Raw genomic sequence first — 23,890 nt, forward strand, 5'->3', positions numbered from 1 at the left:
TGCAGGCGATTGTGCTGGCAGTGTCCAAGGCGGAACTGGACTATTGCCGGCAGGAGATCGTCTCCGCATACCGGTTCAAAAAGGTCCAGGCGGTCGTCGAGGGCGGCGAGGAGCGGCAGGATTCTGTTGGCCTGGGGATGGCCGCGGTGGGAGCGGAGGCGGACATCGTCTTGGTGCACGATGCGGTCCGGCCGTTTCTGACGACGGGCATGGTGGCGCGGGTGATCGCGGCGGCCGCCAAGCACGGCGCGGCGATCGTCGCCATTCCGGTGCGGGATACGGTCAAGCGGGTCGGGGCCGACGGGCTGATCGACGAAACGGTGGACCGGAAGTCCCTCTGGTCGGCGCAGACGCCGCAGGCCGCGCGCCGCACGCTCTTGCAGGAGGCGCACACGCAGGCCAAGCGGGACGGATTTCGAGGCACCGACGAGGCGCAGTTGATCGAGCGGCTGGGGCAGCGGGTGGCGATTGTGGAAGGCAGCACGGAGAACATCAAGGTCACGCGTCCGGAGGATCTCATGATCGCTGAGGCGATTCTGGCTGGACGTCAGAAAGGATAAGACGCGGGATGGGGAGCATGCGGATTGGGGTGGGCTATGATATTCATGCGCTCGGGACGGGGCGGAAGCTGATTTTGGGCGGGATTGAGATCCCGCATACGCAGGGGTTGGTCGGACACTCGGATGCGGATGCGCTGGTCCATGCGGTCTGCGACGCGCTGCTGGGCGCGATGGGGGAGGGCGATCTGGGCCGGCACTATCCGAGCTCCGATCCGAAGTATAAAAATATCTCCAGTCTGGTATTGCTGGAGGACGTCGCCGGATTGCTCAAGACAAAGGGATTTTGCCTGGTCAATATCGATTCCATCATCATCGCGCAGGCGCCTCGATTGGCCCCACATCTGGCAGCGATGAGCGTGCGGATGGCCGAGGTGCTCAAGGTGGACCGGGCGGTGGTCAACGTGAAGGTGAAAAGCGGCGAGCACCTGGATGCGGTAGGACGCGAAGAAGCCATTGCGGCACAGGCGGTGTGCCTGATCGACGCGGTGTAGAAATATGTTCGGACGTATCAAGCAGGATTTGCAGGCGGTCTTCGACCGGGATCCAGCGGCTACAACCACGCTCGAAGTCGTGCTGACCTACGCGGGGTTCCATGCGCTGCTCGCGTATCGGGTGGCGCATCGGCTACGGCTGTGGGGGATCCCGCTGCTGCCGCGCCTGCTCTCACAGTTCGCCCGCTGGCTCACCGGTATTGAAATTCATCCCGCAGCCGTGATCGGGAAGGGGTTTTTCATCGATCACGGCATGGGCGTGGTGATCGGCGAAACGGCCGAGATCGGCGACTACGTGACGCTGTTTCAAGGCGTGACGCTGGGGGGGACCGGCAAGGAGCACGGGAAGCGCCATCCGACGGTCGGCAACCACGTCGTGATCGGGGCCGGTGCGAAAATCCTCGGCGGCATCCAGATCGGCGACAACGTCAAGATCGGCGCCAACTCGGTTGTCTTGAAATCCGTTCCGGTGAACTCGACCGTTATCGGCGTGCCGGCCCGGCTCATCAAGACGGAAGGCGAGCGGGTCCCTGATGCGACGATGGACCATACGAACATCGCCGATCCCATTAGCGAACGCCTCGAGGCGATGGAGCGGGAGCTCATCGAGCTGCGAAAAAAACTCGAGAACGCTCCTACCGAACAAGAAGGCCGCCGCCCCTTGTCGTAGGACGGCGCAATCCAGCCAAATGTTCTTCGGCGCGTGGCGGTTACGCAGAGCGCGCGTAGGCAGGGGGTGCCCGGAGCGATCCGGGCACCCCCTGTGCGTTTCAGAATGCACGTGGCAGTCAGTAGGTGACGGCAACCAGATAGAGCCCCTGTGCGGGGGCCGTATAACCGGCGGCGCGGCGGTCCTTCGCCTCGAGAATCCGTTTGATTTCGTCCGGTGTCCGCTTGCCCTGCCCCACCGCGACCAGCGTCCCCACGATCGCCCGTACCATCTGTTTCAAAAACCGGTTGCCCTCCAGCACAATTCTGACCAGCTCGTCATTCTGGACGAGCATCAGCGGCTGAAGGGTGCAGACGGGATTTTCCACGTCAGTGGGGTGTCCCTGAAATGACGAGAAGTCGTGCGTCCCGGCAAGATGGCTGGCAGCTTCGCGCATCGCCGCCAGATTCAATGCTCCGTAGAGGTGCCAGGCACGGGTCCGCTCCAGCGCGGACCGCTCCGGACGGTTGAGAATGCGGTACTCGTAGCGTTTGCGGACGGCCGAGTAGCGGGCGTGAAAATCGTCTGCGGTCAGTTCGACGGCGCGGACGCAGATGTCGTCCGGTAGGGTGGCGTTCAGCGCGCGCCGCCACGTCTCGGGTGTGAGAGCCTTGTCGGACTTGAAGCTGACGACCTGCCCCAGTGCGTGGACCCCGGCGTCGGTTCGCCCCGCCGCGATCACAGGACTGGCGGTTTGTGAAACGGAGTTGACGGCGTCTTCAACGGCCTGCTGAATGGTCGATTGACCGGGCTGGCGCTGCCAACCAGCATAGGCGGTGCCGTCGTATTCAAGTGTTACTTTGAGCGTGGGCACGTTAGCGAGAAGTCGTGTCACGGAGTTTCACGTAGGCCTTGACCCCGTCGAAAATGGCTTCTGCCATGCGGTGTAGAAAGGCATCGCTCTGCATGAGCCGTTCCTCGGTCGGATTGGTGATGAAGGCGATTTCAGCGAGAATGCTCGGCATGGTGGTGAACCGCAGCACGTAGAACGGCGCAGTCTTCACGCCGTGGTCCGCGACGTCGTAGTAATCGTCGAGGCGTGCAACCATCGCCTTTTTCGTCGTCCAGGCCAGCTCCAGCGACTCCTGCACCTTTTTGGTCGTCAGCAGGTCGGCGACGAGGTACTGCCAGCCGATGCCGGTGTCCTTGATGGGCGTCCCGTTTTCACGCGCCGCCACCTCCAGTGCACGGCGGTCCGTGGCCTCTCCGAAATGATAGATTTCGACGCCCCTGGTGGACCGCTGCGGGTGCGCGTTGACGTGGATGGACACGAACAGATCGGCACCCATTTTATTGGCGAACTTGGCGCGGTCCTCCAGTTCAAGGAAGACGTCCTTGTCCCGTGTCAGCAGCACGTCTTTGCCGAGCCGCTTGCTGATGAGGTCACGGAGGCGCAGCGCGACGTTGAGCGTGATGTCCTTTTCGGCCGTGCCGCTGCGGCCGACGGCGCCGGGATCCCTACCGCCGTGTCCCGCGTCAATGACGAGCATCTTGATGTCAGTGCGGGCGGCCGGAGGCATCGTGTGGGGCGCGGTCGGCTGTGACGGGGTGGGCGGCTGCGGCGCCGGCGGCAGGGCTGTTTTTGCCAGGACCGGCGCCGAGTCGGAGGGGAGTGTGTTGACCGGAAGTGCCAGCGCCGGTTTCGTCTGTTTGACCGGAGATGGGACTGCCGCCGGAACGACCGCCGGTGCGGATGGTGTTCTAGGAATCGGTGCGGAGGACGGCGCAGGGGTGGCGGGGTACACATCCACAACCAGGCGGTCCGGCTTGCTCAGTGGCATGAGCTTGTAGTCGCGGATAGTCTGCATGTCGAGCGAAATGACGACGGAACGGGGGTGCGGCTGCGTGAGGGTGATCTCGCCCGGCCAGGTGCGTTCCGCTACGCGGTCTTTAACGGGGTTGGCCATCTGCGTATTTTGCAATTCGATGATAATTCGGTTGGGCTGCGCCAGGCGGTTCTGCGTGAACGACGTGCTGTGCTGCATGTCCAGGACGAGACGGGTATGGTCGGGGTAGGTTTTCAGGCGGACATCGCGCACCACAGCCGGCGGAGCGACGGCCGGTGCGAACTTCCGCCGAGCTTTTCGCCCACGTGGCACCTGGTTCGGCGACGAGGATTGCTGGCCGCCCTGGGTGAGGGCCAGCGCCTCGGGGGATAGCCGCGCGGGATCAAGCGGCCACGCCGCAAGGACGACGAGCAGCGAGCCAAGAAACACCAGGGTTTGTCGCAGGGGCAGGCGCATGAGGTTTACGTAAAATTCTCGTGTGCAGTGACAAGATTGTCAAGAACACGCAGGGAGACTCGCATTGTTCCGCCCGGCACCCGGTTCGTCCGGTAGTGCGAACAGGCGGCGTGCGTTCGCGGAGGTAAGCCGTCCTACCTCCTCCGCGCTGATGGGCGACTCCGTGCTTTTGACGGTCGCAATGGTCTCGGCAACCAGTTTGACGTAGGCCGGCTCGTTCCGTTTGCCGCGATGCGGGGCTGGCGTGAGATAGGGGCAGTCGGTTTCAATCAGGACCCGATCCATTGGCACGGTCTTAACGATCTCGCGCAGCATCGTGGCGTTCGGAAAGGTCACGACCCCAGAGAAGGACAAATAAAAACCCAGGTCGAGTCCGTCTTTCGCCAGCCAGGCATCGCCGGTGAAGCAATGGAAGACGCCACCCGCCGTGCCGGCCCGCTCTTCCTTTAGGATCGCGATGGTGTCTTCCTGGGCTTCCCGCGTGTGGACGATGATCGGAAGGTTGAGGTCGCGCGCCAAGGCGATTTGCTCGCGAAACCGCTCCCGCTGCAGCGTGGGCGGGGAGTGATTGTAATGGTAATCGAGGCCAATTTCTCCATACGCCACAACCTTGGGATGCTGTGCCAACCGGCGCAGCTCCTCGTACCAATTTGCGGCGATGTGCCGGACTTCGTGTGGATGCACGCCAATGGCGGCATAGACAAACGGGTATCGGGCGGCCAGCTCGACCGCGGCCGTACTGGTAGCCAGATCACAGCCGATCGTCAGGAAGGCCTCGACGCCGGCGTCGCGGGCGCGGGTGATCATCGCCTCGCGATCGTCGTCGTAGCGGGGGTCGTCCAAGTGGGTGTGGGTGTCGATGAGCATGGCGCGCACTGTAGCATGCGGCGTGCGGATTGAGAAGCGGCGCGCGCCGACGAAAGCAGTTGACAAAATTTCACATGCAATGATAACAATTACAAATGTCTAATGTAAGGCTGTTCATGCCATCCTACAGGTGGATGCTGCGCACGATGCTGCCCCTGGCGCTGCTCGGCGTGCTCCTGGCGCTAGCGCCGGTTGCCGTCGCGCTCGAAGTGCACCATGAGTTGGGCGCGGCCGACGGGGACGGCCACCAGCATACCGACAACGACATCTGCCAGTGGGTTCAGCAGCACACCGGCACTTCCGAGATGGTTGATGGGCTGGCCCCTGCCGTCTCGTGCAAACAGACCATCTGGGCGCAACCGACCGTTGCTGCGCTCCTGCCCGCTCCTCTGCAAGGTGCCGCCGGCTCCCGCGCACCACCCCGTTCCTAATCGCATTCCGTTTCGTTTACTGACAGGTCCATGCGTGCTGAAGGCTGCGCCACCTGCCAGTGGCTGCGTCCATCATTTTTAAACACTTAGGAGAGATCATGAAGGTCAATATTTTCAAGGCAACTGGCGTTGCCGTTTTGTGCTGGTGTGTGTGGGGCGGGGAGGGGCTTGCCGCGGAAGACACCGGGGGGGGCCGCACGATCACGGGGACTGTCCAGAATCAGGACCTGCGTCGCGTGGGACAAGCGCTGGTGGAGGTCAGGGATAAGGACGGGAAAATCGTCGCGGACAAGGCCAGTAACGAAGCGGGCGAATTTGCAGTGGCGGTGCCCGAGGAGGGGACCTACTCCGTCAGCGCCGTGCTGGAGACCTACCGGAGCGAGTACATCATCGTGAAGATCGGGACAGAGGCGCCGGCGCCGGTGAAATTGACCCTGTCGCTGACGCAGGAAATCTCGCTGGAGGTGCGCTCGCCCCTGCCGCCGATCCAGTACAAGGCCTCGAGCGAAACCTACTCCATCAGTCGTAAGGAGATCGAGCAACTGCCGCGTGGCAACAACAATGAACTGCACGACGTGCTGCTAACGGTCCCGAGTGCGGCCTACGGATCGCAAAAGCAGATTCACATCCGGCAGGACCACGCGAATCTGCAATTTCGTATCGATGGCGTGCCGATTCCGGACACGGTGTCGACCGCCTTTTCCGACGTGATCACGCCGCGTGCCTGGGAACGGGCCGACATCATTCTGGGCGGCATGGACGCCCAATACGGGAACAAGGCTACGGCTATCTTGGATATCACGACCAAGAGCGGAACAAAGCCGGGGTTTGGCTCCGTGCAGATGTTCGGGGGATCAAACCATACCGTCAATCCGTCCTTCGAGTATGGCGGGAAGGTCGGGGAGAAGTTCCGGTACTACGTGTTGAACAGCCACGTCGCCACCAACCGCGGGATCGAACCACCGACGCTGGGCAGTACCCCCCATCACGACCAGAGCGAACGGAACCAGACCTTTCTGCGCGGCGATTACCAGGAGGACAATCGGAACAATTTCACCTGGTTGTTTCTCAACTCCGTAGGCAAGTACCAGATCCCGACCCGAGGCGCTGGGGCGGTGAATACGACCATCCGCGACCTCATCCGGAACCAGTATGGCAGCACCTGGACCCCCGTGAAATCAGAGTTTGTAGACGAAAATCAGAAAGAGGACAATCAGTATGCCCACATGGTGTGGCGGCACGACGCGAACGCCAGCAATTCTTTCAGCCTGGCGGGATACTTCCGACGCACGCGGGCCTCGTTTAAGACGGATATTTTGAATGCGCTGGCCTATACGGAGGACGCGGAGGAGCCTTTCTCCGCCTCGCACCAGGACCGCCTGGCCCATTCGGCGGGCATCCGGTTCGACCATACCTACACGCCGACTCAGCGGCATTTGATCAAGGCCGGATTTCAGGTCGACCGGACGCAGGCCGTCAGTAAAACGCGGCTCTTTACCTTCGCTGCCGCCGGCGATGCGCCCACGGGGAACGTGATCACCCGCAACGCTGACAACCGCCTGATTGGGTGGCGGCAGGAATTCTGGCTGCAGGACCAGTGGAGTCCGACCGAGCAGTGGACGTTCAACCTCGGCGTCCGCGGCGACGCCGTGCAATTTCAACGCAACGAAGGGCAGGTGAGCCCCAGGATCGGCGCGACCTACAAGGCCAATGAGGCCAATGTCTTTCACGTCTTCTACGGTCGGTTGTTTACGCCGCCCAATCTGGAGAACATCTCGTTTACCAAGCTGAATACGGCCGGGACGAAAGCCGCGCCGGAGAATACGACCAACAACACGGCCGCGGCCGAACGCGCGCACTATGTCGAAGTCGGCAGCTACCACGCCCTCTCGCGGTACGCCACGGTGGAGCTGACCGGTTACTACAAGCAAGCCAATAACCTTTCCGACGCGGGGCAGTTCGGCACCACGCCGATGATGAACTATTTCGCCTTCAAGCGAGGCTGGCAGCGCGGAATCGACGGCGCACTGAAGCTCCAGCTCAATGACGATCTCACGGCCAGAGGCAACGTCGCGTGGGGTCAGTGCAAGGGCTATGGGTTGCAATCCGGTCATAATCTGCTGGAGCAGAAAGAAATCAACGATATCAATTCACAGGGTGGGATTTTCTGCGATCACTCGCAGTCGATGACCAGTTCGGCGCTCGTGAACTACCGGTTGGCGGAGCACACGTCGGTGTCGGGGCAGATGCTCTACGGTTCCGGCCTGCGGACCGCGGTTAATGACGACGCCAAGACGAATTCCAGCCACTTCGGCTCGCACACGACGTATAATCTTTCTCTCAACCATATCATTCCGATGGACGGGCAGCAGAAGTTCCTGTTGGGATTGGATGTCGTGAATCTGCTCGATCGGAGGTATTGGATCAATCAGGGGGATGGCAGCATTGGGCTCGGCACATCGCATGCCGGGATGCCGCGGTCGATCTTCTTTCGCGGGCAGTGGTTCTTTTAAGACAGGTTAAAGTTGAGGTTGAGGTTGAGGAGAAGCGAGAATGGGATCTTGCAGACTGGCAACGATCGTCGTTTTCCTGACCCTCAGCCTTAGCCTGAACCTGGGCCTCGCGGCCGAGGGGGATCGGGCCACGCATCACTCGGATCACGAGGAGGACGTCGTTCTGTTGCCACCGGTGCACGTGCACGGGCTCCCGCTGAACAAGGATCGGCAAGCGGGGCCCGTGCCCACCCACACCCCCTGGCCGGTCATCCCGCCGGTGCTGGAGGGGACAGTCCTCGATGACTGGATGAAAGTGCGGCTGCTCGTGGCGAAAAATGCGACGTCGGAAATTGTCATCCTGGAGCCCTGCAAGCACCGCGAGCTGACCCATGCCGGAGTCGGCGCGCTCAAGCAGTGGAAGTTCGATCCGCAGATGAAGGGGGACGAGCCGGTGGATGGGGAACTGACGGTCCGCATCCATTTCCGCACGCAGTAGTGGGCCGGTTCGATTGGTATTCCCGCCGCGCTGGTGGTACTGTACCGCATGCCGCTGCGCCTCCGCCCTCGACGGGCCCGCTGACATGGACGTGGCCATTTTCCAGGTGATCAACGCGCTGGCCGGCCAGTCCGAATGGCTGGATGGGCTCATGGCCCAGCTTGGCCAACTGAAGTTGCTCATGCCGCTAGGCCTGGCCGCGCTGGGGTGGTGGATGTGGACGCGTCGTGTCGAGGCCGCCCTGGCCGGGCCGGTGCTGGGCGTCTCGCTTGGCGTGGGGGATTTTCTTGGCGCGCAGGTCAAATGGCTGCTCGCGCGGCCGCGTCCCTGCCAGGTGCTCTCCGGCGTCCATCAGATTACCGGCTGCGGTGGTACGTTCAGTTTTCCCTCCAACCATGCGCTCAATACGGCGGCGGCCGCTGCGTTTTTGCAGGTCCTCTATCCGAAAACCGGCTGGGTCAGCTGGCCGCTCGTGGCCGTCATCGGCTATTCGCGGGTGTATGTCGGTGGGCACTATCCGACCGACGTGCTGGGCGGTTGGGCAATCGGGGGCGCGCTCGGCGCGGGGGTGGCGCTGCTACTGCTCCGCTGGCCGAAGTTTCGCGGCCCGCATTCGGCAGACAAGCCGACGCGCTAGCGTTTTTTGAGCATCAGGAGTCCAACACCGCGAACGGGATCGACCGGTTCATCATTCCGGTGCGCCCCTCTGTGGCCGGCTCGCGTGCTGGCGGAGATGCTCCGGTGGAGGCAGTCCTACTAAGGGCAGGCCGCCATAGTTTTATGAACCTCCCCCTGATCGGGGCCGCCCCCAATCACCCCAACTGGTCAGAGGAGCTAGTGCGCGGAGCCCGCTGGATAGCCGGCACGTTTATGCTGGCCGCTCGTTAACGGGGGAGAGCGGGGGGCAATCGTTCGGAAAGCACCGGGTACTGTACCTCGTGCAAGCCAAAGCGCCCGCCGGCGTTGTCGGCGGCAACGATGCGAAGCGTCAGCCCGTCCGGTACCTCGGTGTCTCGCGGCACGAAAAACGGCGCTTCAAAGAGGCCTTTCGAGCCTCCATAGAACAGTTGGATGCGCTCGAGGACGCGGCCGCCGGCTAGCACCTCGCCGTACATGCTGAGCTTGCGGGAATCCCAGTCGCCGTGCGGTCTGACCGGATTGCCGGACAGGGTGCGAATCGACGCACGGAGTTGGACATCAGATTTGGCAATGAGCGGCTCGCCCGGTTTCGGGTGCTCGATCTGGACGAGGAACCCGTAGAGGTGCAGGACGATGCCGTCGTGCGTCAGATCCTGTCCGGGAATCAGCAGTACGCGGGTGCTGGTTTGGCGAACAGCCTGCGGATAGGCCAGCGGTCCTTCTGCCGTAATTGTGACAAGCGTCGGACGTTCCAAGTGGAGCGTGGTTCTGAAAGCCGCGGCCGGGGAGGGATAATGTGGCTCGTCCATCAGGCGGGGCGTGCGCATAATCTGGTTTTGATGGCCGGCCTCACCTTGCTGAAGGCCCCGGGCCAATACCGTGCCGGTCGCCGTGTCAGTAATCGTGATCCGTGCGCCACCGACGTCATCTCCCAATGCCATGGCGCCGCCGGCCACCACACGGACCAGTATTTCCGTGGGCACCGGGCCGAGGGGCGGCTCGTAGAGAGTGGCCGCGACGGCGGCGTGCGCAGCCAGAAGAACGGTGCAGGCCGCGAAGAGACGCACCGTGTTATTTGACTTTAGTGCCTGGATCCACATCGCTCATCAGACAGACCAGTTCCTTCACCTCGGCATCGCCGGCGGCCAGCACCATGCCCTGCGATTCCACCCCCATCAGCTTGGCCGGTTTCAGATTGGCGACGATGACAATCCTCCGGCCGATCAGTTCCTCCGGCCCGTATTTTTTCCCGATGCCGGCCACGATCTGCCGCCGCTCGGTTCCGAGATCCACTTGCAGCGTAATGAGCTTCTCCGATTTTGGAACCCGCTCCGCTTGAAGCACCTTTGCAACCTTCAGTTGAATTTTCTGAAAGTCTTCGATGCCGATCAGCGGCGGTCCTGCTGGTATCGCGGGCGGGGGTGGTGTGAGCGGTGTGTCGGGTGTCACGGCGGTGGCTCCTTGGGTTGACATTTTTGTATCGATTTTCGGAATCAGCGGCGCGCCTTTCGTGATGGCCGTGCCGGGTTGCAGGCGGCCCCACACAAAGGTATCGCGAGCAAGTGGGCGCGAGAAGTCCGTCCCGGCCCCCAACCGGCGATTGATTTCCCCGGCGATTGTCGGCATGAACGGATGCAGGCAGATGCTGGCGATCCGCAGGGCTTCCCCTACAGTCGCGAGAACCGTGTCGAGTTTCGGTTTATCCTCCGGTTGTTTGGCCAGCACCCAGGGGGCGCTCTGATCGATGTATTGATCACACAGCGTGAGCAGTTCCCACACGGCCTGCAGGCTCTCCTTGAAATGAAGCGCATGCAGACCGGCGTCGAGCCGTGCCGGAAGCGTCTCGGCTACCTGGCGGATTTTTTCTTCAAGCGGTGGGATGACGGGCGTACCGCACGCGGGAATTCGACCGCCGCAGGATTTTTCGACGATCGTGAGCGTCCGGCTCAGCAAATTGCCGGGGCCGTCCGCCAGATCGCTGTTGAGGCGGCCAATCAGCGCCGGCAGAGAAAAATCTCCGTCCTGTCCGAACGGCACTTCGCGCAGGAGAAAATACCGAAAGGCATCCGTGCCGAACGCATCGACCATGGCATAGGGATCCACCACGTTGCCGCGGCTCTTGGACATCTTCTCGCCGTTGACCGTCCACCAGCCGTGCGCGAAGATCGTACGCGGCAGCGGCAGCTCGAGCGCCATGAGCATCGTGGACCAGTAGACGGCGTGGGTGGTCAGAATGTCCTTGCCCACCAGATGAATGCTCGCCGGCCAGTACGTCGTCAGTGCCGGCGTACTGGGCAGGTAGTCCAGCCCGGAAATATAGTTGACCAGCGCGTCGAACCAGACATAGGTCACGTAATCGCGATTGAAGGGCAGTTCGATGCCCCAGGACAGGCGTGACTTGGGCCGCGAGATGGACAGGTCGCCCAGCGGCTGGGTCTTGAGAAATCCTAAGACCTCGTTGCGCCTTGAGTCGGGCCGGATGAAGCCGGGGTGGGCTTCAATATGCTTGATGAGCCGGTCCTGGTACTGTCCCATCTTGAAGAAGTAATTGCGCTCGCTGAGCCGTTCAACCGGGCGCTTGCAATCTGGGCAGAGGCCGCCGTCGACGTCCTTCTCAGTCCAGAACCGCTCGTCAAAGGTGCAGTACCAGCCTGAATAGTCGGCCTCATAGATCAGCGTTTTCTCGAACAGCGTCTGGAGTTTCTGCTGGACGATGGCTGTGTGTTGCGCATCGGTCGTGCGGATGAAGGCGTCGTGTGAAATGTTGAGCTTTGTCCAGAGATGTTTAAACTGCGGTGCAAGTCGGTCGCAGTGGGTCTGCGGATCGATGCCAGCCTTTGCCGCGGCCTGTTGCACCTTCTGCCCGTGCTCGTCGAGGCCGGTGAGGAAAAAGACGTCGTGGCCCAGCAGCCGGTGGTAGCGGGCCAGCACGTCCGCCGCGATCGTCGTGTAGGCGTGGCCGATGTGCGGGACGTCGTTGACGTAGTAGATCGGTGTTGTGATGTAAAACGTCTCGTGCATGGCCAAGGAAGATAACAGGTCATTGGCTCGGAAGCCAGATGATCACACAGAGGGCCGGCGGCCCGCTGGCTTTATAAGCCGGCCCAACGGCAGGCGCCGACCGGCAAGCGTGTGTTGCCAACCAACTTCAATTGTAGCACGGCCGTGGCGGCGGGAGTGCAGAATAGCTTCCCCCTGGGGGCATGGCCATAGCGACGAGTGCACCGGAGCCCAGCGGCACACGGAAAAGAGTCGTAGCCGCACGTGATGGCGGCGATCAGGCCGGATGCGGTGACGCGCCCGGCGCCTTCAGTCCGGTGGCGTGCCGTCAGGTCCTTGAAGTGGGGGTGAGCAGGGCTTCGCGCAGGCGCAGCAAGACGGACTCGAGGGCCATCTGAAGATTCAGATTACGTCCAGCCGACCGCTGCAGCGCATCAATGTCATCCAGCAGGGCGGTCAGCTTGTCTGGGGCCGCGCCGCGCGCGGCGCCTTGCAGCGCGGCCACTTGCTCCGTATGGATCAGATGGTCCTGTCCGGCGCCGATGCGGACGAGGAGTAGGTCCCGGACCCACTGCGCGAGCCAGTCCAGCACCTCAGCCCCCCGGTCTGCCTTGTGCAGGGCTTCGGCGGCCGTGAGGATGGCGGCCGCGGAGCGCAACGTCGTCGGCGCAACGAGGCTGCAGAGTTCCGCCTGTTTGGATCGCAAGGCCGTGAGATCCATGGCAAGAGCGGCACCTAGTTTCGACTGGCTGGCCGCGGTCAGCAGACGTGCGTCGGCCGGAGGAATTGCTCGCGCGAGAATCAGCGCGGCTTCAACCTGCGTGGCAGCCGGCGGTGCGAAGCGGATCGCCTGGCAGCGCGAGCGGACGGTGGCCGGCAGGGCCGCGGGGCGGCTGGAGATCAGCAGAAGCAAGCTGTGTGCCGGTGGCTCTTCAAGCGTTTTTAGGACCGCGTTGGCCGCCCCGAGCGTCATGCGATCTGCGTCGTCGATCAGAAAGATTTTCCTCCGGCCGACGAGGGGCTGGTAGACGATCTGCGCCTCCAGTTCACGGATCTGCTCAATTTTGATCTGCGGGGTGGCCAACTCGCGGTCGGGTTCGATCAAGAGAAAATCCGGATGGGTGCGGTTGCCGATCTGCTGGCAGGATCGACAGACCCCACAGGCGTACGTGCCGTCTCCGGCCTCGCAATTGATGGCCTGTGCGAAGCGGAGGGCGGCCAATTTTTTTCCGATCTGCTCGTCGCCGTGAAACAAGTAGGCATGGGCGAGGCAGTCCAGCCGCAGGGCGGTTTGTAAAATCTTCTTGGGGCGTTCGTGTCCGATGAGGTCTGCGACCGGCATTATTTATTCCGATGCGCGGGGGCGCCGTGGATGGGCCTGATGGGCTGGAGCCGTTTGATACGGGCCTTCGTCAAAAACGCGTGCACGGTTTGGGCCACCGCCACGGCTACGGTTTCTGGGCGGGGCACGCCGTCGACTTTTCTGATGCGTTTCGGTTCGGCGGCGGCCAGGGCCAGGAAGCCCCGGCGCACTTTGCCGTGGAATTCGGAGGCTTCGCGATCCAGCCGGTTCTGCTCCAACTCGAATTTTTGACGGCGGATCAGACCCGCGGTGACGGGTACTTCGAGCAGGAGCGTCAAGTCGGGCGTCAACCCGCCGGTGGCCAGCCGGTTCATGTCCTTAAGCATGGCTAGATCCAGTCCGCGGCCGTATCCCTGGTAGGCAAGAGTGGAATCGGAAAACCGGTCACACAGGACGATGGAGCCGACCCGCAATGCTGGGTCCACGACATGCGCAATATGCTGGCTGCGGGCTGCCAAGACCAGCATCAATTCGCAGGCGACAGTGATCGGCTCGGAGACCGGCAGTTTGCTCGGCTGGGTCAGCAGCACTTCGCGGATGCGTTCGGCAACGGAGGTGCCGCCGGGTTCTCGCGTTTCGACAACCTTGTAGCCCTCCTGGCGGAGGATGGTGGCCAGGCGCCTGAGCTGGGTGGTTTTTCCGCTGCCTTCCACCCCCTCAAAGGTGATCAGCAGGCCGTTTCGGCGTAGGCGCGAGGTGCTCACAAAACGTCCCCCAAAAACGGCCTGAAAATTCGCGTCATCCTAGTGGAAGTGCTTGAAAATAGCAATAAAAGGCTTGCGACACATTTTTAAACTCTGTAAGATGAGCCACCGCGGTGGGAGGCCCTGTGACTGGCCTGAAAACGTCGTTAAAACGCTACTTTCTGACAGGATTGCTAGTTGTGACCCCGATTTGGGGAACGGTGCTTGTCCTCAAAACTCTGTTCGTCACCGTGGATGATATTTTGGGGCCGGCGCTGGTGGGTGTGCTGCCGGACGGGGGCTACATCCGCGGCCTCGGTATCCTGGCATTGGTAGTGCTGATTTTTTCCGCTGGGGTGCTGGCCGCCAACATCATTGGCCGGCAAGTTGTCTCCTGGTGGGAGGACTGGCTGCATCGCGTCCCGGTTGTGCGCGGTATCTATGCGACGCTCAAGTCCATGATGGACATTCTCTCCTTCGACAATCGTGGAAAGTACAATCGGGTCGTGCTGATCCAGTTCCCGAAGAACGGCCATTACTGTTTCGCGTTCGTGACGGGCATGACGCAGGGGCAGGTACAGACGGTCTCGACGGAGCCGCTGCTCAACGTCTATGTACCGACCTCGCCTAATCCGACGTCCGGGTATTTTCTGCTCGTGCCAGAGAGGGAAGTTGTGCCTCTGGACATGTCGGTGGACGAGGCGATGAAACTCATTGTCTCCGGCGGGCTCTATCAGCCGACGCAGGCGGCGGGGGCTGGGCAGAACGTCCGGACCGAGGTGACTGTGCCATGAGCCGCGGGGCATCCAAAGATCTCGGTGCCATCGTCATGGCCGCTGGCCTCGGCAAGCGGATGAAATCCAAGCTGGCCAAGGTGCTCCATCCGGTGGCGGGCCGTCCAATGGTCCTCTACGCCGTGGATCTCGCCCACCGCATGGCTGGCGAGTGTGTAGCGGTTGTGGTGGGCTATCAGGGCAAGGGCGTGTGTGCCGCGCTCGAAGCGAGCGGGCCACGCCAGTCCGTCATGATTGTCGAGCAGGCGCAACAACTGGGGACCGGCCACGCGGTGCAGCAGACGCGCGATGTCTTCAAGCGGCTGGGCAAGGCGCTGGCCGCTTACGTGATTCTCAACGGCGACACGCCGCTGTTGCGAGCTGAGACGGTGGAAGCCCTGTTGCGGCTGCATCGGGACGAGCGGGCGGTAGTGACGCTGCTGACGGCAACCCTGGATGACTCGGCCGGCTACGGGCATGTAGTACGCGCACAAGATGGGTCAGTGCAGAAGATCGTTGAAGACAAGGATGCGACGGCCACAGAGAAACAGAGCCGAGAAATCAATGTCGGCACTTACGTGGTGGACGGGCCGTTTCTTTTTGAGGCGCTCGCGACAGTGCAGCCCACGAACGCGCAGGGTGAATACTATCTCACGGACCTTGTCGGGGTGGCGGTCGAGCGAGGGATGCGCGTCTCGACGCTGACGCTGGCCGATGCCAACGAAGGTATGGGGATTAACACGCGTGAACAGCTCGCGCAGGCCGAGCGGACGATCCGGAGGCGTATCTGCGCGCAGTGGATGGCCGAGGGGGTCACACTCCGTGATCCAGCGACGACGGTGATCGATGCTGGCGTGGCGATTGGGCGAGATACGGTGATTCACCCTGACGTCACGCTGGAGGGCTGCACGGCGATCGGCGAAGACTGCATCATCCGCTCGCGCACACGGATCAGCGACAGCCGGATCGGCCATCGGGTCGTCGTGCAGGACCAGTGCGTGATCAGGGAGGCGACGCTAGAGGACGATACGGCAGTCGGTCCCTTCGCGCACCTGCGGCCGGGCGCAGTGTTGCGCCGTGCCGCCAAGGTCGGCAACTTCGTCGAAATGAAAAAAGCTGAGCTGGGCGAGGGCTCCAAGGCCAACCACCTGACCTATCTGGGCGATGCCACCATCGGCAAGGGCGTCAACATCGGCGCCGGGACGATCACGTGTAATTACGACGGCCGGAAGAAGCACGAGACGGTCATCGGCAACGACGTGTTTGTCGGCAGCGACGTACAGTTCATCGCCCCGGTCACGGTCGGCACGGGGGCGGTGATTGCCGCGGGAACGACGGTGACGTCCAGCGTGCCGCAGGACACGCTGGCCATTGCGAGAACGCAACAGGTCAACCATCCCGGCTGGGCAGCCCGCCGCCGGGCGGTGCTTGCCGGCGGGGTTCGTAAAGCGGTGTTCGGTAAGGGGCAGGCGAAATCCGAACGGGATATGCGGCGCGCGCCACGCGTCACGGGGACACAGACGCCGAGCGCGAAAAAGAAATTTCCGGTTTCACGAACGCAAAAGACCGAAAAGCGGAGACGAGGCTGATCGAAGATGTGTGGCATCGTCGGATACGTCGGGTCCGAGAACGCCGTGCCGATTTTGCTGGACGGGCTGCGGAAGCTTGAATACCGGGGCTACGACTCGGCCGGGGTGGCTGTGTTGCAGGACGGAAAGATCGACGTGCGCCGCAGCGTCGGCAAGCTGGCGAATCTGGACAAGGCGCTGGCCGACAAAAAATTGGCCGGCTCGATCGGCATCGGGCACACGCGCTGGGCGACGCATGGCCGTCCGTCCGAGCAGAATGCACATCCGCACCGGTCCGGCCCCTGCGTGCTCGTGCACAACGGCATCATCGAAAATTATCTGGCGCTCCGGCATCAATTGCAGAAGGATGGCTACCGACTCGAGTCGGAGACCGACACGGAAGTCATTGCGCATCTGATCGCCAGGCACATGAAGCACGGTAAGGCGCTGCCCGAGGCCGTGCGGGCCGCCACCAAAGAGGTGCACGGCAGCTATGCGATCGTCGTGATGTGCGAGCAGGAGCCGGATACGCTGGTTGCGGCCCGCTCCGGATGTCCGCTCGTGATCGGGCAGGCGCGGGGCGCAACCTTCGTGGCCTCCGACGTCATGGCCATGCTCAAGCACACGCGGCGCGTGACCTATCTCGAAGAGGGTGATGTGGCAGTGGTGACTGCGTCAGGCGTCACGGTGCAGGACGCAGCGGGGAAAACGGTTGTGCGCCGGGCCTCACGTGTGACGTGGAACGCGGAGGCGACCGAAAAAGGCGGCTATCCGCATTTCATGCTCAAAGAAATTCACGAGCAGCCGCAGGCGATTCTTGACACGATGCGCGGCCGGTATCGCTTCGAGAAGGGCGAGGCAGATCTGCCGGATATCGGACTGACGCCGGAGCAATTTGCGGCCGTCGGCCGTATCTGGATCGTAGCCTGCGGCACCTCCTGGCATGCCGGCTTGGTGGGGAAGTATCTGCTTGAGGAAATGATCCGCACACCAGTGCCGGTGGACATCGCCTCCGAGTTCCGCTACCGCGATCCGCTCGTCAGGAAGGACGACCTGGTCATCACGATTTCGCAATCGGGCGAGACGGCAGACACGCTCGCGGCGGCCCGCGAGGCCACGAGCAAGGGCGCACGGGTGGTTTCGATCGTCAACGTGGTCGGAAGCACTCTGGCGCGTGAGTCGGACGGCGTGCTCTATACTCATTGCGGTCCGGAAATCGGCGTGGCCTCCACCAAAGCCTTCACGGCACAGCTCACCGCGCTCTATCTTCTGGCGCTGCACCTGGCGCGTGTACGCGGCACGCTCAACGCCAACGATGGGCGGGTGTGGCTGGAGCGCGTGGTCGCTCTGCCGCATCTTGTCGAGGAGATTCTCAAGCGCGAGAAGGAAATTGCCGCTATCGCCAAGCGGTATCATGCGAAACGGAATTTTCTCTTTCTGGGGCGCGGAATCAACTATCCTATCGCGCTTGAAGGCGCGCTCAAGCTCAAGGAAGTTTCCTATATCCACGCTGAGGGCTACGCGGCCGGCGAGATGAAGCACGGGCCGATCGCGCTGATCGACCGGAATATGCCGGTGGTCGTCCTGGCCCCGCGCGACCGGCTTCATGACAAGACGGTCAGTAATCTCATGGAAGTGAAGGCGCGTCGTGCGCCGGTGCTCGCCTTCGTCAGCGAGGGAGAGAAGGATTTGGGCCGGGTGGCCGATGCCGTTTTCGCGATCCCCAAAGTGCCGGCGCTCCTGAGCCCAATTTTGTTTGCGGTGGCGTTGCAACTGCTGGCCTATCACATCGCTGTGTTGCGGGGGACGGATGTGGATCAGCCGCGCAATCTGGCGAAGAGCGTGACGGTCGAATAACAATGACGATCGACAAGGCGGAAGTCGAAAAAGTCGCGAAGTTGGCCCGGCTCGAGATCACTGCGACCGAGCAAGCGGCCTTCAGTCAGCAGTTGAGCGGCATCCTCACGTATGTCGCCAAGCTGAGCACACTGAAGACGGACGGCGTGGAAGCCGCGGCTGCTGGAGCGACAAACGTGTTTCGCGAAGACACAGCGCGGCCGTCGCAGCCAGTCGAGCAGGTGCTAGCCAATGCGCCGGAGTCAGCGAATGGGTTTTTTGTAGTGCCAAGAATCATTAACGAGCAGTAAAGCGTAAAAAGTGAGGAGTGAGGCATTGGCAATGCCTATGTTGATCGCGTTCCCCTTCACTCGCTACTTCTAACTGAGGGAAAAAATGTTTCGACAAATGCTACGATCGAAAATTCACCGCGCAACTGTCACGGAGTCCTGCCTAGAGTATGAGGGGAGCCTGACAGTCGATGAGGACCTGCTGGATGCGGCGGGCATTCTGCCGTACGAGGCCATCATCATCTCCAATCTGAATAACGGCGAACGATTTATGACCTATGCCATGACCGGCAAGCGTGGGAGTGGCGAGATCGTGCTGAACGGTCCGACGGCCCGCAAGGGCGCAGTGGGCGATCAGGTAATCATCTTCTGCTACGAGTATTACGCGGAGGATGAGATCAAGCGGCACGTGCCAAAGATCGTCCGCGTGGACGGAAAAAATCAGATTGTCCGCAGCAGTGCGCCGCAAGCAGGCAGTAAAGCGAAGTCGCAATGACCGGACTGCACAAGCTCACGCTCGGAGAGCTCCAGAAAAAATTCACCGCTGGTGAAATGACCGCGCGCGACATCGTGCAGGCCTACACGCTCCGCCTCAATCAGGTCGAGCCCAAGGTCAAGGCCTACATCACGAGGACGGATACGGTCGCGATGGAGCAAGCGGACGTGCTGGATGCCAAACTCAAGGGCTGGCGCCGAACGATGCCGCTCATGGGCATGCCCGTCGCGATCAAGGACAATATCTGCACCGAAGGCGTGGCGACGACCTGTGCCTCACGGATGCTCGGCAAGTTCATTCCGCCCTACGATGCGACGGTGATCGCGCGCCTGCGTGGGCAGGGCTATCTGCTGCTTGGCAAGACCAACCTCGACGAATTTGCCATGGGGTCCTCCACGGAAAACTCCGCCTTCGGGCCGAGCCGGAATCCCTGGAATGTCGCCTGTGTGCCGGGTGGGTCGAGCGGCGGCTCGGCTGCGGCAGTAGCGGCGGATGAGTGCGTGGCAGCACTGGGCTCCGACACCGGCGGCTCCATCAGGCAGCCGGCCGCGTTCTGCGGTGTGGTCGGATTGAAGCCGACCTATGGCCGCGTTTCGCGGTTCGGTCTTGTGGCGTTCGCCTCGTCGCTCGATCAGATCGGCCCGATCACGAAGGACGTGACTGATGCCGCGATTCTCTTAAACGTTATCGCCGGCCACGATCCACTTGATTCGACCTCCGCCAATCTGCCAGTGCCGGACTACACGCGGGCCTTCAAGAAAAAAGACCTCAAGAAGCTGACGGTCGGCGTGCCAAAGGAGTTTTTCGCTGAAGGCTTAGATCCAGACGTCAAGCAAGCCGTGGAGGCGGCGATCGACGAGTTGAAGAATCTCGGTGGGACGATCAAAGAGATCGCACTGCCGATGACGGACTATGCGGTGGCCATCTACTATCTGATCGCGACGGCAGAGGCTAGTTCGAACCTCGCGCGCTTCGACGGCGTCAAATATGGGCTGCGCGCGAAACAGTCCCACGACCTCATGGATATGTACATGAAGAGCCGGCAGGAGGGGTTCGGGCCGGAGGTCAAGCGGCGCATCATGCTCGGCACCTATGCCCTGAGTGCCGGCTACTACGATGCCTATTACGGTAAGGCGCAGGCGGCTCGCGCGATGACGAAAAAAGATTTTGACGAGGCGTTCGCTGTAGTGGATTTGATCGTGACGCCGGTGACGCCGACGCCGGCCTTCAAGCTGGGCGAAAAGAGCGAGGATCCCCTGCAGATGTATCTCTCAGACATCTTTACGATCTCCGTGAATTTGGCGGGGTTGCCGGCGATCTCGATCCCCTGCGGATTCAGCAAAATGGGGCTACCGATTGGCCTGCAGTTGATCGGCCGGCCGTTTGAAGAAGAAACGATCCTTCGGGCAGCGCATGCCTACGAGCAGGCGACTGGCTGGAGGATGAAGAAACCGACTGTCAGGTGAGGCGTAAGGAGGATGAGGGGGTGCGGCGAGCTGCGCGCGGCATGTGCCGGAGGCTCTTACGCCAGACGTCTCACCCTTTACGGAAGGGGATATGTCCGGAATCGAAATTGCCGCATTAATCGTCGCGGGCGCGGTCGTAGTACTGGTCGGCTTGTTGGTGCCCGTGCTGTTGCAGGCTCGAAAGGCGATTGCTGAGATAGAGCAGAGCCTGATCCGCATCAATGCGCAGCTGCTGCCGCTGTTGCAGGAGATGCGGACGACGATAGCCAACATGAACGAACTCGCGGAACAGACGCGCGACGGCGTCGACCACGCAGCCGTGCTGCTGCACACTGCCGGCGAGATCGGCGAGACGGTCCAACAGTTCCACGGCATGGTGCGCGGCACCGGTGGCGCGCTGCTCCGGACCGTCGCGAGCAGGGTCGTTGCCGGCGTGCAGGCGGCCAGGGCCGTCTTTAGCGGGCGGGGGAAGGCATGACGGAGGAGCGCTCAATAGCGGAGGCACAAAGCCCCCCAGGGCCAAAAGAGAACGGCGCGGCCGATGAGATGGTCGATCGGGTGATCGAGAAGGGCCGCGAGGTCCTCAAGGTTCAGCCGGGGGCTATCCGAAGTGCTCGAAAGAGGCCGGGAGGCGATCCCTCGTACGCAGGGCACAGGAAAAGAAGGACATAGTGGCAACTTACGAAACTGTCATCGGACTCGAAGTACACGCGCAGCTCAAGACGAAGTCGAAGATGTTCTGCGCCTGCGGAACGGTCTTTGGCTTGCCGCCCAACCGGCAGGTCTGTCCGATCTGTCTCGGTATGCCCGGCACGCTACCGGTCGTAAACAAGCAGGCCATCGAGATGGCGGTCAAGGCGGGACTGGCACTCCACTGCGCGATCAATTCGCCTAACCGTTTCGCACGGAAAAATTACTTTTACCCCGATTTACCCAAGGGCTACCAGATTTCTCAGTACGAACGGCCGATTTGCGAGAACGGATGGATGGAGATCGCGGTCGGGCCGGACAAAAAGAAGGTCCGCATCCGCCGCGCCCATCTGGAGGAAGACGCGGGCAAAAATGTGCATGAGACAGGCACCAGCGACAGCCGCGTGGATTTGAACCGGGCAGGAACACCGCTGCTCGAAATCGTGACTGAACCGGACATGCGCTCGGCCGAGGAGGTCGTGGCCTATCTCAAGCTGCTGCGCGAGATGCTGGTTTATCTGGACGTCTGCGACGGTAACATGGACGAGGGGAGCATGCGGTGTGAGCCGAATCTGTCTCTGCGGACGGTCGGCAGCAAGGAATTCGGCACGAAGGTGGAGCTCAAGAACATTAACTCCTTTAAGTTCGTCAAGGATGCGATCGAGTACGAGATCAAGCGGCAGACGAAGGTTTTGAACGAAGGGGGGCAGGTGCACCAGGAAACGCGTCTTTGGAACAGCGAGCGCGGCGAGACGGCCGTGATGCGCAGCAAGGAGGAGGCGCATGACTACCGCTATTTCCCCGATCCTGATCTGGTGCCGATCACGATTACCGACGAGTGGATAGACCGATTGAAAGCCGCGTTGCCGAAGTTGGCCCGCGAGGTGCAAAAGGAGCTCACGGGAGACTATGGCCTGAGCGACTATGCGGCTGGTGTGCTGACGGCCGATAAGGAAGCAGCCGATTATTTTTCGGCCGCGGCCGTAGCGGCCGAGCAGGCCGGGCTGCCCAAAGCCGATGCGGGGCGCGAAGTCGCCAACTGGGCGACGGGGGATCTGCGCGCGCTGTTAAATGACAAAGGCATTGGATTCACTAGCAGTCCGGTAAAGCCCGACCAATTGGCCGCCCTCGTTGCGAAGAAACACAAGGGCGAGATTAGCGGGCCAATTGCCAAGACTGTGCTGGCGGAGATGTTTGCCACTGGCAAGAATGCGGAGGAAATTATTGCCGCCAGGGGCCTGACGCAGGTGTCGGACGAAGGCGCCATCGGCACGATCATCGATGCGGTTATCGCGCAGAATCCGGCGCAGGTCCAGCAATTTAAAAGCGGCAAGGAGGCGGTGCTCGGATTTCTTGTCGGGCAAGTGATGAAGGCCTCCGGCGGCAAGGCCAATCCAGGCAAGGTGAACGAGGGATTGAAGAAGAAACTCAACGGCTAAGGAGAGGCATGAGCGCGATTCGGGAGATTAAGGCGAGGCAGATTCTGGATTCACGGGGGAACCCGACTGTCGAGGTGGACGTACTGCTCAAGAGCGGCTCACGCGGACGCGCGGCGGTGCCGTCCGGTGCCTCGACCGGCGAGAAGGAAGCGATCGAGTTGCGCGACGGTGACAGAAAGCGCTGGATGGGCAAAGGCGTAGCCAAGGCAGTGACGAACGTCGGGCAGGTCATTGCGCCAAAGCTGATCGGAATGGATGCGCTTGATCAGACCAGCGTGGACCGGACGATGATCGAACTGGACGGCACCAAGACCAAGGGGCGTCTGGGCGCCAATGCAATTCTCGGTGTGTCGCTGGCCGTGGCACGCGCAGCGGCAACGGAATCCGCCCAGCCGCTCTATCGCTATCTGGGCGGGCCCCAGGCGCAGACGCTGCCGGTGCCGCTGATGAACATCATTAACGGCGGAGCGCATGCCGACAATAGTCTCGACCTGCAGGAGTTCATGATCATGCCGGTGGGCGCGCCCACCTTCAGTGAAGCGTTGCGGATGGCCACCGAGGTGTTTCACGCACTCAAGGGGCTGCTGAAAACGAAAGGCCTCAACACGGCGGTGGGTGACGAGGGCGGCTTCGCACCGAATCTTAAGTCCAACGAAGAGGCGCTGAGCCTGATCATGAAGGCGATCGAGGGGGCCGGTTACAAGCCGGGGAAGGATATTGCCCTGGCGCTGGATGCCGCGGCCAGTGAGTTCTACGACAAAGGCAGCTACTATCTGGCAGCTGAGAAAAAACCGCGGCGGTCGTCGGAAGAAATGATCAAGTACTACGCGAAACTCGTGGACAACTATCCGATCCTGTCGATTGAAGACGGCATGAGCGAGCACGACTGGGAAGGGTGGGCGCTGCTGACGCAGAAGCTGGGCAGGACGGTCCAGCTCGTCGGCGACGACATCTTTGTAACGAACGTGGAAATTTTTGCCAAGGGTATCAAGGACGGGATCGGTAATTCGATCCTGATCAAGGTCAACCAGATCGGCTCGCTGACCGAGACCCTGCAGGCGATCGAGCTGGCCAAGCGATCCGGCTACACGGCGGTCATTTCGCATCGGTCTGGAGAGACGGAGGATACGACGATTGCCGACATCGCCGTTGCGACGAATGTGGGGCAGATCAAAACCGGCTCGCTGTCACGGACGGACCGCGTGGCCAAGTACAACCAGTTGCTCCGGATCGAGGAGGAGCTCAGTCGCGAGGCGATCTATCCTGGGCGGAAGGCAATAAGGGCCGGGCAATAGGCTCGAGGGGGAGCAGCCATTCAATGCGTGTCGCGAAAACCTATCGCCTGCGGGTAGCGC

23 protein-coding genes are annotated in these 23,890 nt (G+C 61.8%); 16 read left to right on the forward strand and 7 right to left on the reverse strand.

The genetic code is table 11. From position 1 onward, the window contains the following. From ispD to cysE, 3 genes are all read left to right on the forward strand, one after another. Positions 1 to 560, forward strand: a 560-nt coding sequence (gene ispD, locus FJ248_01625; GenBank protein MBM4119587.1) for a 2-C-methyl-D-erythritol 4-phosphate cytidylyltransferase, incomplete at its 5' end; no start/stop codon positions are given. Between the two features lie 8 nt (positions 561 to 568). Next, positions 569 to 1,051 (forward strand): 2-C-methyl-D-erythritol 2,4-cyclodiphosphate synthase, encoded by a 483-nt coding sequence (locus tag FJ248_01630; GenBank protein MBM4119588.1) that lies wholly within the window; start codon positions 569 to 571, stop codon positions 1,049 to 1,051. A 4-nt stretch (positions 1,052 to 1,055) separates the two neighbouring features. Next, positions 1,056 to 1,721, forward strand: coding sequence for a serine O-acetyltransferase (gene cysE / locus FJ248_01635; GenBank protein ID MBM4119589.1), 666 nt, complete (start codon positions 1,056 to 1,058; stop codon positions 1,719 to 1,721). Positions 1,722 to 1,839: 118 nt separating this feature from the next. Here cysE and truA read toward each other — a convergent pair whose 3' ends face one another. The 3 genes from truA to FJ248_01650 are packed head-to-tail and all read right to left on the reverse strand — an operon-like array spanning position 1,840 to position 4,870. Beyond that, positions 1,840 to 2,595: a tRNA pseudouridine(38-40) synthase TruA gene (gene truA, locus FJ248_01640; GenBank protein MBM4119590.1), complete on the reverse strand. Its 756-nt coding sequence runs from the start codon at positions 2,593 to 2,595 to the stop codon at positions 1,840 to 1,842. After that, positions 2,576 to 4,003: an N-acetylmuramoyl-L-alanine amidase gene (locus FJ248_01645; GenBank protein MBM4119591.1), complete on the reverse strand. Its 1,428-nt coding sequence runs from the start codon at positions 4,001 to 4,003 to the stop codon at positions 2,576 to 2,578. The genes truA and FJ248_01645 overlap by 20 nt, the downstream gene beginning before the upstream one ends. A gap of 39 nt (positions 4,004 to 4,042) precedes the next feature. Then, entirely contained in the window at positions 4,043 to 4,870 is an 828-nt protein-coding gene (locus FJ248_01650; GenBank protein MBM4119592.1) for a TatD family deoxyribonuclease, read from the reverse strand. A 116-nt stretch (positions 4,871 to 4,986) separates the two neighbouring features. Here FJ248_01650 and FJ248_01655 point away from each other — a divergent pair, with 116 nt between their 5' ends. From FJ248_01655 to FJ248_01670, 4 genes are all read left to right on the forward strand, one after another. Next, entirely contained in the window at positions 4,987 to 5,301 is a 315-nt protein-coding gene (locus FJ248_01655) for a hypothetical protein (GenBank protein ID MBM4119593.1), read from the forward strand. A 98-nt stretch (positions 5,302 to 5,399) separates the two neighbouring features. Beyond that, on the forward strand, positions 5,400 to 7,814 hold the full coding sequence (locus tag FJ248_01660; GenBank protein ID MBM4119594.1) for a hypothetical protein: 2,415 nt from the start codon (positions 5,400 to 5,402) through the stop codon (positions 7,812 to 7,814). Positions 7,815 to 7,854: 40 nt separating this feature from the next. Further along, positions 7,855 to 8,292 (forward strand): energy transducer TonB, encoded by a 438-nt coding sequence (locus FJ248_01665; GenBank protein MBM4119595.1) that lies wholly within the window; start codon positions 7,855 to 7,857, stop codon positions 8,290 to 8,292. Between the two features lie 85 nt (positions 8,293 to 8,377). After that, positions 8,378 to 8,929 (forward strand): phosphatase PAP2 family protein, encoded by a 552-nt coding sequence (locus tag FJ248_01670; GenBank protein ID MBM4119596.1) that lies wholly within the window; start codon positions 8,378 to 8,380, stop codon positions 8,927 to 8,929. Between the two features lie 247 nt (positions 8,930 to 9,176). On the opposite strand, the gene FJ248_01675 is transcribed toward FJ248_01670, so the two are convergent. The 4 genes from FJ248_01675 to FJ248_01690 form a co-directional block, all read right to left on the reverse strand. Further along, positions 9,177 to 10,031, reverse strand: a complete 855-nt coding sequence (locus FJ248_01675) for a hypothetical protein (GenBank protein MBM4119597.1) — start codon at positions 10,029 to 10,031, stop codon at positions 9,177 to 9,179. Continuing rightward, the gene (gene metG / locus FJ248_01680) at positions 10,003 to 11,958 is read right to left on the reverse strand and encodes a methionine--tRNA ligase (GenBank protein MBM4119598.1); all 1,956 of its coding nucleotides are present in this window, start codon (positions 11,956 to 11,958) and stop codon (positions 10,003 to 10,005) included. Before metG ends, FJ248_01675 begins: the two co-directional genes overlap by 29 nt. Before the next feature lie 301 nt (positions 11,959 to 12,259). After that, positions 12,260 to 13,273, reverse strand: coding sequence for a DNA polymerase III subunit delta' (gene holB / locus FJ248_01685; protein ID MBM4119599.1), 1,014 nt, complete (start codon positions 13,271 to 13,273; stop codon positions 12,260 to 12,262). Then, positions 13,273 to 13,998: a dTMP kinase gene (locus tag FJ248_01690; GenBank protein ID MBM4119600.1), complete on the reverse strand. Its 726-nt coding sequence runs from the start codon at positions 13,996 to 13,998 to the stop codon at positions 13,273 to 13,275. Before FJ248_01690 ends, holB begins: the two co-directional genes overlap by 1 nt. Before the next feature lie 113 nt (positions 13,999 to 14,111). Between FJ248_01690 and FJ248_01695 the strand changes: the two genes are divergently transcribed. From FJ248_01695 to FJ248_01735, 9 genes are all read left to right on the forward strand, one after another. Further along, on the forward strand, positions 14,112 to 14,771 hold the full coding sequence (locus tag FJ248_01695; protein ID MBM4119601.1) for a DUF502 domain-containing protein: 660 nt from the start codon (positions 14,112 to 14,114) through the stop codon (positions 14,769 to 14,771). Continuing rightward, positions 14,768 to 16,339 (forward strand): bifunctional UDP-N-acetylglucosamine diphosphorylase/glucosamine-1-phosphate N-acetyltransferase GlmU, encoded by a 1,572-nt coding sequence (gene glmU, locus FJ248_01700; GenBank protein MBM4119602.1) that lies wholly within the window; start codon positions 14,768 to 14,770, stop codon positions 16,337 to 16,339. Before FJ248_01695 ends, glmU begins: the two co-directional genes overlap by 4 nt. Positions 16,340 to 16,345: 6 nt before the next feature. Continuing rightward, complete coding sequence (gene glmS / locus FJ248_01705; protein MBM4119603.1) at positions 16,346 to 18,175, forward strand: glutamine--fructose-6-phosphate transaminase (isomerizing); 1,830 nt, start codon at positions 16,346 to 16,348, stop codon at positions 18,173 to 18,175. Between the two features lie 2 nt (positions 18,176 to 18,177). Further along, the gene (gatC, locus tag FJ248_01710; protein ID MBM4119604.1) at positions 18,178 to 18,465 is read left to right on the forward strand and encodes an Asp-tRNA(Asn)/Glu-tRNA(Gln) amidotransferase subunit GatC; all 288 of its coding nucleotides are present in this window, start codon (positions 18,178 to 18,180) and stop codon (positions 18,463 to 18,465) included. Positions 18,466 to 18,550: 85 nt separating this feature from the next. After that, positions 18,551 to 18,940 carry an aspartate 1-decarboxylase gene (locus FJ248_01715; protein ID MBM4119605.1) on the forward strand — a complete coding sequence of 130 codons (390 nt, stop codon included), beginning with the start codon at positions 18,551 to 18,553 and terminating at the stop codon, positions 18,938 to 18,940. Then, on the forward strand, positions 18,937 to 20,406 hold the full coding sequence (gene gatA / locus FJ248_01720) for an Asp-tRNA(Asn)/Glu-tRNA(Gln) amidotransferase subunit GatA (protein ID MBM4119606.1): 1,470 nt from the start codon (positions 18,937 to 18,939) through the stop codon (positions 20,404 to 20,406). Before FJ248_01715 ends, gatA begins: the two co-directional genes overlap by 4 nt. A gap of 91 nt (positions 20,407 to 20,497) precedes the next feature. After that, positions 20,498 to 20,884 (forward strand): DUF948 domain-containing protein, encoded by a 387-nt coding sequence (locus tag FJ248_01725; protein ID MBM4119607.1) that lies wholly within the window; start codon positions 20,498 to 20,500, stop codon positions 20,882 to 20,884. A gap of 190 nt (positions 20,885 to 21,074) precedes the next feature. Further along, complete coding sequence (gene gatB, locus FJ248_01730; protein ID MBM4119608.1) at positions 21,075 to 22,535, forward strand: Asp-tRNA(Asn)/Glu-tRNA(Gln) amidotransferase subunit GatB; 1,461 nt, start codon at positions 21,075 to 21,077, stop codon at positions 22,533 to 22,535. Between the two features lie 8 nt (positions 22,536 to 22,543). Beyond that, on the forward strand, positions 22,544 to 23,830 hold the full coding sequence (locus FJ248_01735) for a phosphopyruvate hydratase (GenBank protein MBM4119609.1): 1,287 nt from the start codon (positions 22,544 to 22,546) through the stop codon (positions 23,828 to 23,830). The last annotated feature ends 60 nt before the right edge of the window (positions 23,831 to 23,890 follow it).

It is taken from the genome of Nitrospira sp., assembly GCA_016873435.1.
Classification (GTDB): domain Bacteria; phylum Nitrospirota; class Nitrospiria; order Nitrospirales; family Nitrospiraceae; genus VGXF01.